Consider the following 11,616-nt stretch of genomic DNA (forward strand, 5'->3'; position numbering starts at 1 on the left):
GGCGCTCATATGATGAACCCGGCCAGCGTCTCATTGTCGGTGATGTCCTGATATTGGACGCCCTCGGCCTCGAAGTTCGCGTTGAGCAGCTCGAAATTGCGGCGGTCCTTGGTTTCGATGCCGATCAGCACCGAGCCGAAATTGCGCGCCGATTTCTTCAGATATTCGAAGCGGGCGATGTCGTCGTCGGGTCCCAGCAATTCGAGGAAGTCGCGCAGCGCACCGGGCCGCTGCGGAAAACGGATGATGAAGTACTTCTTCAGCCCCTCGAAACGCAGCGCCCTTTCCTTCACATCCGGCAGCCGCTCGAAATCGAAATTGCCGCCCGAAACCACCGCCACGATGGTCTTGCCTCTGATTTCCTTCTTCGAAAAGTCCTTGAGCGCGTCGATCGCCAACGCGCCGGCCGGTTCCAGCACCACGCCTTCGACATTCAGCATCTCGATCATCGTCGCGCAAAGCCGGTTTTCCGGGATCAGCCGCACGGCCTCAGCGGCAAACGCCCTGAGATGCCGCAACGGTTCGCGGCCAATCTCGGCCACCGCCGCGCCATCGACGAAATTGTCGACCTTGGCGAGCTTGATGCGCTTGCCGGTGGCAAGGCTCTCGCGCAGGCTCGGCGCGCCGGCCGGCTCGCAGAAAACGAAGCGCATATCGCGTTGCTGGTCGGCGAAATAATGCGTGACGCCAGCGGCCAGGCCACCGCCGCCGACCGGCAGCATGACAATGTCCGGCATGCGGGCGCCCGGCATCTGGCCTGATATCTCGTAGGCGACGGTCGCCTGCCCTTCGATGATCTCCTTATGATCGAACGGCGGCACCATATGCGCGCCGGCGCTTTCGGTGAATTCGAAGGCGGCGCGGTAGCAGTCGTCGAAAAAGTCGCCGACCAGCCTGATCTCGACGAACTCGCCACCGAACAGCCGCGTCTTGTCGATCTTCTGCTGTGGCGTCGTCACCGGCATGAACACCACGCCCTTTCTGCCGAAATGACGGCAGACGAAGGCAAAGCCCTGCGCATGATTGCCGGCGGAAGCGCAGACGAACAGCTCGGCATCGTTGCCGGCGTCGAGCGCCTTGCGGAAGAAGTTGAAGGCGCCCCTGATCTTGTAGGAGCGCACCGGCGACAGGTCCTCGCGTTTCAGCAGAACCCGCGCTCCCGTCTTCTTCGACAAATAGTCGTTTTCCTGCAGCGGCGTCTCCGGGAAAATCTGGCGGATCGCGGCAGCGGCGGCAGCGACGCGGGAGGAAAAACTATTCATGGCAAGATCACCCCGAATCGCATGTCGTCTGGGAACGCAGCGCGCATTGGCTTGCCGCGACGCGATGGTCACAAACCTAGCACACGGCGCGTGCGTTTGATCAGGGCAATCGTTCAGACAAAGAAGCCTCCAACTGATGTTGGAATGACCAATTTTCGATGTCGGCGCCGCCCCTCATGCCTGCCGCCGTTCTGGCTTTCGCGCAACAGTGCGATAGCCGTCGCCAGACGCTGAGCGCAATTCGGCTGGACATGACTTACTTCTGCCGCACTTCGACTGTCCGGGAGGGTTCGCGGAGGTTGGATAGGCCTTTCGGCCGGAGTGGAATTTCAGAGTTGAAGAAGATTTGTATCATTGCGCTTGCCTTGTTTGTCGCCGGTTGCGGCGGCCGGCAAACCGAGGAACTGCTCGGCAGCGCCATTGTTTCCGCGCCGGTGACGGAAATTGCCGGCAACCACTCGATCTTCATCGCCACGACGCGCAAGCGCTCCGACGACCCCAGCAAGGTCTTCGACCGCGAACGCTCGGCCACGCTGAACTATGCCCGCGTCAACGTCACCGTGCCGGGAAGCCACGAAACGGGCCGGATCGAGCGGCGCTCGCGCGGCAAGTCGAACGACCCGGCCAAATACTTCATGGCGTCCGAGGTCGTCGGCTACGACACCGCGCCGCAATTCTCCAGCGCGCTCAGCGCCGACATCGCAGCGCGCGGCGGCCGCGTCATGGTCTTCGTCCATGGCTACAACACCGGCTTCGACGCCGCGGTCTACCGCGTCACCCAGATCGCCCATGATTCCGGTTATCCCGGCACACCGGTGCTGTTTTCCTGGGCGTCGGGCGCCAAGACCAGGGACTATGTCTACGACAGGGAGAGCGCCAGTGCTGCCCGCGACCAACTGGAAGTGACGCTGAGGATGCTTGCCCAGACCGGCGCGCGCCGCATCGACATCGTCGCCCATTCGCTGGGAACCTGGGTCACCATGGAAGCGCTGCGCCAGCTCGCCATCAACGGCGACCGCGATCTCGGCGGCAAACTCGGCGACGTGGTGCTGGCCTCGCCCGACATCGATGTCGACGTGTTCAAGAGCCAGATGCGCCGCTACGGCAAGCCGAACAAGCCCTTCATCCTGCTCCTGTCCGACGACGACCGGGCGCTGCGGCTCTCCGGCCTGATCGCCGGCTCGCGGCCGCGCGTCGGCGACTACACGGACGCGGCCGACCTCGCCGACTATGGCGTGAGCGTCGTCGATCTCTCCAGCGTCAAGGGATCGGATCGCTTCAACCACACCAAGTTCGCCGATAACCCCGAACTGGTGAAGATGATCGGTCAGCGGCTGCGCGAGGATGACGGATTTGCCAGCGACCGTGAGGTGACCGATCGAATTCACCTGCTCGGACAGTAGGTGCGTTCGACGGTCAGTTCCGGAGGCTTTCGTCGTGCATGTTCACGATTGCGGCACCATCGGATCACTTTCAACTGGACCAGGTCGGCCTCTGGCTTTATCGAAATAGCGAGCGACGTCACAGGGTCGACGTCCCCCTCGCGGGAGCCTGCGTGATCGTGCGTTCGAAGATTTTTCTCGTCGTGGCGTTTGCGCTCGCTGTTACGGGCTGCGCCGGCCGGAAGACACACGACCTTCTCAACGTGACGACTGTGACGGTGCCTGCCTCCGACATCGCGGCCACGCATGAGATCTTCGTCGCCACCACACGCGAGAAAGCGACGAAAGACCCACGGCAGGTGTTCGATGGCAATCGCTCGCTGACCACCAGCTTTGCCCGGGTCGGGGTGACGGTTCCGAAGATCCATCAGCTCGGTGCAATCGAGCGCGTCAAAGGGTCCGCGAACAGCAATCCAGCGAAGGATTTCACCGCGACGAATGTCGCCTTCTACGAAGACGCCCCGCAATTCGCCAAAGCGGTCGGCGCCGACATCGCCATGCGCGGCAACCGCGCGCTGGTTTTCGTGCACGGCTTCAACAACGGTTTCGACGACGGCGTGTACCGGCTGACGCAAATCGCGCACGACACGAAGTATCCCGGCACGCCGGTGCTGTTCTCATGGGCATCGAGCGGCAAGACCACGGGCTACATCTACGACAAGGAAAGCGCCAACGCCGCGCGCGACGATCTCGAACAGACGCTGCGCATGCTGGCCAAGACGAAGGTCAAGAGCATCGACATCATCGCCCACTCGATGGGCACATGGGTGACGATGGAGGCGCTGCGCCAACTTGCCATCACCGGCGACCGCGATCTCGGCGACAAGCTTGGCTATGTCATCCTTGCCTCGCCCGATATCGATGTCGACGTGTTCAAAAAGCAGATGATCCGCTACGGCAAGCCCGACAAGCCGTTCGCCATACTGCTTTCGGGCGACGATCGCGCCCTCAGGCTCTCCTCCCTGATCTCCGGTGACAAGCCGCGCGTCGGCGACTATGGCGATGCGGCCGACCTCGCCAGCTATGGTGTCTCGGTGGTCGACCTGACCAAGACGAAAGGCGGTGACCGGCTGAACCACGCCAAATTCGCCGACAATCCGATCCTGGTGCAGTTACTCGGCGACCGGCTGCGCGCCCCGGCCGGTCTGGCGTCCGAAGAGACCGCCCCGGCCCAGATCGACAATCTCGGCCAAGGCATCGGCAAGGCCGTCGGCTCCGTTGCCGAGATCGTCATCACCACCCCGTTCAGGGTGCTGACCATCGCCACCGGCGGGTGAGCGGCGCGGCTCGCCCTTGGTCGATGTCAGACAAACAAATCAACCTTCTGGAAGGTCGTCACGTCGATCAGGCCGACATCGGAAATCCTCAGTTCCGGGATGACGACCAGCGCCAGCAGCGAGTGCTGCATGTAGGCGTTGTTCAGCGAACAGCCCATCTCGCGCATCGCCTCGGTCAGCTTGTCGGCCTTGGCGGCGACGATTTCGGCGCGCTCGTCCGACATGAGCCCGGCGATCGGCATTTCGACCAGCGCCAGTTCCTTGCTATTTGAAAACAGCACGACACCACCGCCGACCTCGCCCAGCCGGTTGACCGCCAGTGCCATGTCCTGCTTGGAGGTGCCGACGACGATGATGTGGTGCGCATCATGCGCCACGCTGGAGGCCATGGCGCAGTCGGCCATATAGCCGAAGCCGGAGACGAAGGCGTTGGTGACGCCGCCGGTGCCTCGGTGACGCTCGACCAGCGCGATCTGGCAGACGTCGTTGCGGCGGTCCATGCCGATCAGCCCGTCTTCCACCGGTAGATCGGCCTCGAGCGCGCGCGTCGGCGCCTGGTTTTCGATCACGCCGATGACCCGCACCCTGACCTCGTTGGCGCCCGTGGGCGCCACGATGTCGAAATCCCCTGCCTTGAGCTTCTTGCCGAGCTTGACGGTGTTCTTCGCCGTCTTCGGATAGTCATAGGCTGGAATGTCGATTTCGAGCTTGCCGCCCTTGGCCAGCCTGACGCCGCGACCATAGACCTCGTCGATGGTCATCGCGGCCAGATCGGAAACGATCAGCAGATCAGCGAGCCGTCCCGGCGCGATCGAACCAATCTCGCGCTCCAGCTTGAAGTGCTGGGCGGTGTTGAGCGTCGCCATCTGGATAGCCGTCACCGGCTTCAATCCCTGGCTGATGGCGTGCCGGACCACCCTGTCCATATGGCCTTCATGGACAAGTGTGCCGGAATGACTGTCGTCGGTGCACAAGATGAAATTGCGCGGATCGAGCCCGCTCTCCGTCACCGCCTTGATCTGCGCGGCGACGTCATACCAGGCCGAGCCTAGCCTGAGCATCGCCTTCATGCCCTGGCGGACGCGGGCGATGGCATCCTCGGCACGCGTGCCTTCGTGATCGTCCTCGGGGCCGCCGGCGACATAGCCGTGGAACGGCAGGCCGAGATCGCGCGAGGCGTAGTGGCCGCCGACGGTCTTGCCCGCCCTCGCCGTCGCGGCGATCTCGCCTGACATCACCGGATCGTTTGCCGCGACGCCGGGAAAATTCATCACTTCACCGAGCCCGATAATGTTCTCCCAGCTCATCGCCTCGGCAACGTCGGCGACCGTCAGCTCGGCGCCGGCATGCTCCAGCCCCGGCGCGGAGGGCACGCAGGATGGCATCTGCACAAGCACGTTGATCGGCATGGCGACGGCCTCGTCATGCATCAGCCGCACGCCCGGCAGGCCGAGCACGTTGGCGATCTCGTGCGGGTCGATGAACATCGAGGTGGTGCCGTGCGGGATGACGGCGCGGCAGAACTCCGTCACCGTCACCATGCCGCTCTCGACGTGCATATGCGCGTCGCAAAGGCCCGGCACCAGATAGCGCCCGCCGGCATCGACCACCTTGGTGCCCTGCCCGATGGCGTGGCCGGCATTCGGCCCGCAATAGGCGAAGCGGCCGCCGGCGATGGCGATATCGGTGCCGGCGATGATCTCGCCGGAATGAACGTTGACCCATCGCCCGTTGCGGATGACGAGATCGGCGGGTTTCCTGCCCATCGCCACGTCGACCAGATGCGTCGCCACCTCGGTCCAAGGTTTGGGTTTCGTTGCATTCGCGGTCTTGGCCATGGGAGATTCCTGTTTTCTCGACTGTGCCAAGCCGCGGGGATTTTGACCAGCGAGATCAGCGGATTGCTTGAGCGCTCTTCGGCATTTCGCGTCTCGTTTGCGAAACTCGAGGCTCGTGTCGCGATTCGAGCGCGCGATCCATTGCTCTTTGACGGCAGTTATGCTAGTAATTCGGACATGGTGCTGATTTGCGCCAAACACCCGCCCGCCTGAGGCGGGTTTTTTGTTTTCGGCGCCGTCCATGGCTATTGCACCAGCCGGAAATGCGATTCCGGTTACGGCAAATCAGCTTCCTCTCGTTGGCTGATCCTTGAATCGACGTTAGGTGCTTTCTACCAGAGCTGAACGCCCGAACGCATCGTCCGAACGGGGGATGCGCTTCGCGACAGACCTCGACCTGGGAAGCGGCGTCAGCTATCCTCCCGCTGCTGCCTGTCGCGGCAGTTGAGAAGGTCGACCAGATCGTCGGCCTCTTCGATCGGCATGTCGATCAAGGGAATGCCCACCTCGACAACCGGCAGGCCAGTGAACACATCTATGATGTCCCAGGTGCCTTCAGGTGTCTTCTCGATGTCGTAGCGTTGAGCCATGGAGCCATGAGCTATGAGAGGTTTAGCGCGTTTGCCCAATTATCGCTCGTTTGGGCTCCGGCATTGCGGAAATGGGTCCCGTCCGGTCTGATCAAGCGCCTCGAGCAACGCGGCAAGAGCGCCGGGCAATCGCCGGTCGACAGCCAGATTTAGTACGTTGTGCAAATGCCGGCGATTGTCTTCGGAACGGATCAATTGCCGTACGGCTTTGGCAACAGACTTCCCTTGTCCTGTGTCAAACTCTGCCATGTTCGGGGTTCCAGTACTTCAGCCCGAAACTCAGCCGCCACCAAATGGTTCCAGCGATCTTGTTGAATTTCAGTGGGTGACTGGCCCACGCAGGCGAGCGGATTGCCGCTGGCTGGGCGGCGGCAGCTACGCTGTCGGTTCGGTCAGGGTGCTGAGTCCCGCCAACGACGGCCAGCAAAGCGGTTTTTTGTTCCATATCTCAGCGATGGCAGAAGATGGCTTGACGGCCTTTGGCTGGCGTCTGAAAAGGACTGCCTGCGGACGTGGCGGAATTGGTAGACGCAAGGGACTTAAAATCCCTCGATCTCTGATCGTACGGGTTCGAGTCCCGTCGTCCGCACCACTCCAAGCTGCGGCACTTCCAAGCAATGGAGAACCTCTGGGGAACGCCCCTGTTGCGGCGACCGGCGCGCGATGTGTCGCAAGCACCGGCTGCTGTAAAGCGTCTCCCCGGAGGCCTGCGCCCTTACTTGATGTAAACGAGCACGTAGCGGTTGTTGTAGGGCTGGTAATATTTCGTACCGCATTTCCAGACGACGATGCCGCCGCTGTAGGTGGTCTTTACACATCCTTTGGGCAGAGTGTTGATGTAGATGGTTGTCCTCTGGATGACGATTGTCTTTGCCTCCGCAGCGCCGACGAAGCGGAAGCCCGAGACGCCGTCCAAGCCGTTGCCGGCCACTGACGAGAGCGCCAGCATGCCGCAAACGGCGACTGCGCGAGCGAACGAACTGCGGTTGATCATGGACTTTCCCCTTTTTCTCTTTTTTCTTTCCCCTGCTGCCGCCACGTCAGCCTATCAGCAATGCGCAAGGGCCTCAACGGACCTAAAATCAGTCTCTCTGATCCTACGAGTTCGATTGCCGTCCGCACCATTTTGGCTCAGGCGCCGGTAACAGACCAGCAGAGCAACATTCAAGACCAGGAGAAACCCCTTCGTGCCAACGCGTTTCAGCCGGCCGGCCTGCTGGCGCGCGCTCTCGCGAAGTCCTGGCCCATGCACAGGCTCAGGCCTGGATCGGGTTCAGCTTCAGATGCTGGATCAGGATGATCGTCTTGGCGTCGACGATGCGGCCGTCGGCAATGCCGGCCAAAGCCTCATCGAGCGGCATTTCCAGAACCTCGATGTCCTCGCCTTCCGACGGCGCGCCGCCGCCGTCGGAGATGCGGTCGGCCGGCGAATAGCGCGCGACGAAGAACCAAAGCCGCTCGGTCACGCTGCCCGGGCTCATATAGGGCGCAAACAGCCGTTCGACGTCCTTCAGCCGGTAGCCGAGCTCCTCTTCCGCCTCCTTGCGGATGCAGGTTTCCGGATCGTGTTCATCGAGCAGGCCGGCACAGGCCTCGATCAGCGGCTCGCGGTGGCCGGTGACGTAAGCTGGGTAGCGGAACTGCCGCACGAGCAGAACCGTCGAGCGCTCGGGGTCGTAAGGCAGGATCACCGCCCCGTCGCCGCGATCGTAGGTCTGGCGGATCTGCGTCTCCCATTGCCCGTCGCGCCGGCGATAATCGAGGACGGTCTTTTTCAGGATGGCCCAGTCGTCGGAAAGGACTTCCTCCGAACGGATACGAATGCGGTCTTCCATGGTCAACTCCGTGCTGCCGGCGCGAGGACTACAGCGCCACGCGTCCCCTAGGGCGCGCAAGGACGCTGTAGCACTTTGATCTTGCGCATGGCCTCTGCGCAATCCCGACAACAATTGGTCCAGAGGCGCGCTTCACCGCCTCGTGTATGGCGCCGGCGCAATCCATTGCCTAAATAGCGACAACCCCTCCCGGAGTTTTCTGATGACCATATCGCTTTTCCAGCCGATCACGCTTGACGGCCTCACCTTTCCCAACCGCATCGCGATCGCGCCGATGTGCCAGTATTCCGCAGATGACGGTTCGGCCAGCGACTGGCACCTTTACCACTGGATGAACCTGGCGATGTCGGGTGCCGGCATGGTCACCGTCGAGATGACCGACGTCGAGCGGCGCGGCCGCATCTCGCATGGCTGCCTCGGCCTTTATTCCGAAGACAACGAAGCAGCCGCCCGGCGCGCGCTGGATGCCGCAAAGCGCGTCGCCGCTCCAGGCACCAAATTCGGCACGCAGCTTGCCCATGCCGGCCGCAAGGCCTCCAACCAGAAACCTTGGGAAGGCGGCGGACCGCTGGAGGCCGATCAGGACCCGTGGCCGATCGTGTCTGCCTCGGCAATCGCTTACGATACGGGCTGGCAGGTGCCGTGCGCGCTGGAGGACGAGGAGATCCTGCAGATCATCGAACGTTTCGCCGAGGCGGCAAGACGGGCCGAACGGGCCGGCTTCGACTTCATCGAATTGCACGCAGCGCACGGCTATCTGATCTTTCAGTTCCTGTCGCCGCTTTCCAACCAGCGCACCGACCGCTGGGGCGGTTCGCTGGAGAACCGCATGCGTTTTGTCGTCGAGATCGCCAAGGCGGTGAGAAAGGCCGTTCCCAAGCTGATGCTCGGAGCGCGTCTGTCGGTCAAGGAATGGGTCGATGGCGGCTTCGACGTCGAGGATGCGATCGAAGTGACCAAGGCGCTGAAGGCGGAGGGCGTCGCCTATCTCTGCTGCTCGAGCGGCGGTAATTCGCCGTTGCAGAAGCTGCCGACAGGTCCAGGCTACCAGGTGCATCTGGCGGAAGCCGTGCGCAAAGGCGCCGGCATCCCGACGCGGGCGGTCGGCCTGATCGACGACCCGAAGCAGGCCGAGGCGATCATTGCCGAGGGCCGTGCCGACATGGTGGCCCTGGCCCGCGCCTTCCTCGCCGACCCGCGCTGGGGCTGGCGCGCCGCGGCCACCTTCGGCGAGAGTATCCACCCGGCGCCGCAGCTTGCCCGCTCGGTGACGACGATGCAGCACTGGATGAAGGCGGCGGGCTGACCGGCCAGCTTCCACTGGCTGAACGGCAGCGCTTACGACCTTACGCCGGGATCAGCGTAAGTGTTGCAACCAAATCGGCCGCTCCGCGTTGGCGGCGATGATCGACAACAAGCCTTTTGAAAAGCCGGTCGTGGTCGAACTCGGCCATGTCGGCAAATACCGTGAAATCCGCAGCACCCAGGAAGCGGCCGAGTGTCTGATGACGGTATGGCCGCTCAATCGCGGTCCTCGGCATCGCGATGCTCTCGACACTTGCCTAAAAGTGCTGGAAGGTTATCGTTCGACAGCGGACGCGCGCCGGGCATTGGTCGAAGCCGCGAAGGAATCGGACGTGCTGGTTCCAGAAGAGAAATTGCCCGACGGCAGGCTGCCCGAAGACAGACTGCATTGAGCAGACGGGGCTTTTGAACCGGAGGACTTCATGGCGAAGCTGACCTACAAGATCGTCGAGCATGACGGGGGCTGGGCCTACAAGGTCGGCTCGACATTTTCGGAAACGTTCCCTACCCACGAGGATGCGCTGCGCGCCGCCGAGATCGCTTCGGCCGAACAGCAGGTCGCCGGCACCACCGACGGCATCCAATATGAGGACGCCGACGGCAAATGGCACGACGAGCTTGCCGATGGCCGGGACCGGCCGCAAACCGAAGTTTCCGATTAGACTGGTGTCGTTGCTGACGGCTTGTAGCACCTCCGGTTTAAGCGCTGGGGCTTGGCAAGCCATTCTCTTGCTATGATCCCTGATATGCCGAATTTCAGTCCCGCTGGGAACGCTGACGGTCAGGAGCGACGAAGGCGAGCGCTTGCCAGACAGTCGCTTTACAGGCAGGCTTGGTAGCGCTACCGTTTCAGCATCGCGCGTGACCAGGGAGGAGCTTGGGAGCGGCGCGGACCGGTTAAGAAAGCGGTTTCCTTCGAAGACGTCGCAGGAAGCATTCGGGAGGAAATCGATGGCGTCTGTAGCGATTGGCGATGTTTACAAATCATTTGGCACCGTCGAGATTCTCCACGGCGTCAGCGTGGATATAGACGACGGCGAGTTCGTCACGCTGGTCGGGCCTTCGGGTTGCGGAAAATCGACGCTTCTCAGAATGATCGCCGGTCTGGAAAAGATCTCGCGCGGCCAGATTGCAATCGGCGATCGTGTCGTCAACAACGTTGCGCCAAAAGAACGCGACGTCGCCATGGTCTTCCAGAACTACGCGCTCTACCCGCATATGACGGTCGCCGAGAACATGGCGTTCTCGCTCATGCTCAAGGGCGTTTCGAAAGCCGAAAGCGGTGCCAGCGTTCAGCGCGCCGCCGAAATCCTGGGACTGGTGCCGCTGCTGGCGCGCTATCCCCGACAGCTTTCCGGCGGCCAGCGCCAGCGCGTCGCCATGGGTCGGGCTATCGTGCGCGATCCCCAGGTCTTCCTGTTCGACGAGCCGCTGTCCAATCTCGACGCCAAGCTCAGGGTGCAGATGCGTGCCGAGATCAAGGAACTGCACCAGCGCCTGAAGACCACCACGGTCTATGTCACCCACGACCAGATCGAGGCCATGACCATGGCCGACAAGATCGTGGTCATGCATGACGGCATCGTCGAGCAGATCGGGCCTCCGCTGGAACTTTACGACAGGCCGGATAATCTCTTTGTCGCCAGTTTCATCGGCTCGCCCGCCATGAACATGCTCAAGGGCGAAGTCACGTCAGATGGCGGCTCACCGTCGTTTCGCGGCTCCGGCGGGGTTTCGGTTCCGTTGGCCACAGCGCTTTCCATTGGAAATGGCGAGCCGGTGGTGCTGGGAATACGGCCCGAGCATTTGCGGCTGTCCGGCGACCAGGGCATTCCGGTCACCGTCGCGGTGGTCGAGCCGAGCGGATCGGAAGTGCAGGTCATCGGCCGGACAGAAGGCGGCGAAGAGATCGTCGCCAATTTCCGGGAGCGCCATTCCTTCACGCCGGGCGAAACCATACGGCTCACCGCCGAGCCCGGCCTCATCCATCTCTTCCACGGCGAAACCGGAAAGCGGTTCAAGACGCGCAGCGAACAGTAAGACACCCACCACGGCAACGAATAACAG

Annotated in this window: 11 protein-coding genes and 1 tRNA gene; 7 read left to right on the forward strand and 5 right to left on the reverse strand. The window is 62.4% G+C overall.

Annotated elements, in window-relative coordinates:
- Positions 1 to 5: 5 nt before the first annotated feature.
- Positions 6 to 1,262 carry a threonine ammonia-lyase IlvA gene (gene ilvA / locus NKH73_RS09440; protein ID WP_352930569.1) on the reverse strand — a complete coding sequence of 419 codons (1,257 nt, stop codon included), beginning with the start codon at positions 1,260 to 1,262 and terminating at the stop codon, positions 6 to 8.
- Positions 1,263 to 1,597: 335 nt separating this feature from the next.
- On the opposite strand from ilvA, the gene NKH73_RS09445 reads away from it, so the two are divergent.
- Together NKH73_RS09445 and NKH73_RS09450 are read left to right on the forward strand one after the other, a co-directional pair.
- Complete coding sequence (locus NKH73_RS09445; RefSeq protein ID WP_352930571.1) at positions 1,598 to 2,665, forward strand: alpha/beta hydrolase; 1,068 nt, start codon at positions 1,598 to 1,600, stop codon at positions 2,663 to 2,665.
- Positions 2,666 to 2,817: 152 nt separating this feature from the next.
- Complete coding sequence (locus NKH73_RS09450) at positions 2,818 to 3,981, forward strand: alpha/beta hydrolase (RefSeq protein WP_352930573.1); 1,164 nt, start codon at positions 2,818 to 2,820, stop codon at positions 3,979 to 3,981.
- A 26-nt stretch (positions 3,982 to 4,007) separates the two neighbouring features.
- Here NKH73_RS09450 and ade read toward each other — a convergent pair whose 3' ends face one another.
- Both ade and NKH73_RS09460 read right to left on the reverse strand, forming a co-directional pair.
- On the reverse strand, positions 4,008 to 5,819 hold the full coding sequence (ade, locus tag NKH73_RS09455) for an adenine deaminase (RefSeq protein WP_352930575.1): 1,812 nt from the start codon (positions 5,817 to 5,819) through the stop codon (positions 4,008 to 4,010).
- A 410-nt stretch (positions 5,820 to 6,229) separates the two neighbouring features.
- The gene (locus NKH73_RS09460) at positions 6,230 to 6,409 is read right to left on the reverse strand and encodes a hypothetical protein (protein ID WP_352930577.1); all 180 of its coding nucleotides are present in this window, start codon (positions 6,407 to 6,409) and stop codon (positions 6,230 to 6,232) included.
- Between the two features lie 506 nt (positions 6,410 to 6,915).
- On the opposite strand from NKH73_RS09460, the gene NKH73_RS09465 reads away from it, so the two are divergent.
- Positions 6,916 to 7,001: transfer RNA gene (locus tag NKH73_RS09465), tRNA-Leu, on the forward strand.
- Positions 7,002 to 7,124: 123 nt separating this feature from the next.
- Here the strand turns inward: NKH73_RS09465 and NKH73_RS09470 are convergent.
- Positions 7,125 to 7,403 carry a hypothetical protein gene (locus NKH73_RS09470; RefSeq protein WP_352930579.1) on the reverse strand — a complete coding sequence of 93 codons (279 nt, stop codon included), beginning with the start codon at positions 7,401 to 7,403 and terminating at the stop codon, positions 7,125 to 7,127.
- A gap of 262 nt (positions 7,404 to 7,665) precedes the next feature.
- Positions 7,666 to 8,244: an NUDIX domain-containing protein gene (locus tag NKH73_RS09475; RefSeq protein WP_352930581.1), complete on the reverse strand. Its 579-nt coding sequence runs from the start codon at positions 8,242 to 8,244 to the stop codon at positions 7,666 to 7,668.
- A 202-nt stretch (positions 8,245 to 8,446) separates the two neighbouring features.
- Here NKH73_RS09475 and NKH73_RS09480 point away from each other — a divergent pair, with 202 nt between their 5' ends.
- From NKH73_RS09480 to NKH73_RS09495, 4 genes are all read left to right on the forward strand, one after another.
- A complete protein-coding gene (locus NKH73_RS09480) occupies positions 8,447 to 9,550 on the forward strand; it encodes an NADH:flavin oxidoreductase/NADH oxidase (protein ID WP_352930583.1) in 1,104 nt (367 codons plus the stop codon).
- A gap of 97 nt (positions 9,551 to 9,647) precedes the next feature.
- Positions 9,648 to 9,941 (forward strand): DUF982 domain-containing protein, encoded by a 294-nt coding sequence (locus NKH73_RS09485; RefSeq protein WP_352930585.1) that lies wholly within the window; start codon positions 9,648 to 9,650, stop codon positions 9,939 to 9,941.
- Between the two features lie 30 nt (positions 9,942 to 9,971).
- The gene (locus tag NKH73_RS09490; protein ID WP_065008174.1) at positions 9,972 to 10,211 is read left to right on the forward strand and encodes a DUF2188 domain-containing protein; all 240 of its coding nucleotides are present in this window, start codon (positions 9,972 to 9,974) and stop codon (positions 10,209 to 10,211) included.
- Positions 10,212 to 10,500: 289 nt separating this feature from the next.
- Positions 10,501 to 11,589: an ABC transporter ATP-binding protein gene (locus tag NKH73_RS09495; RefSeq protein ID WP_352930587.1), complete on the forward strand. Its 1,089-nt coding sequence runs from the start codon at positions 10,501 to 10,503 to the stop codon at positions 11,587 to 11,589.
- Positions 11,590 to 11,616: the final 27 nt, after the last annotated feature.

It is taken from the genome of Mesorhizobium sp. M0938, from assembly GCF_040319125.1.
GTDB classification, from domain to species: domain Bacteria; phylum Pseudomonadota; class Alphaproteobacteria; order Rhizobiales; family Rhizobiaceae; genus Mesorhizobium; species Mesorhizobium robiniae.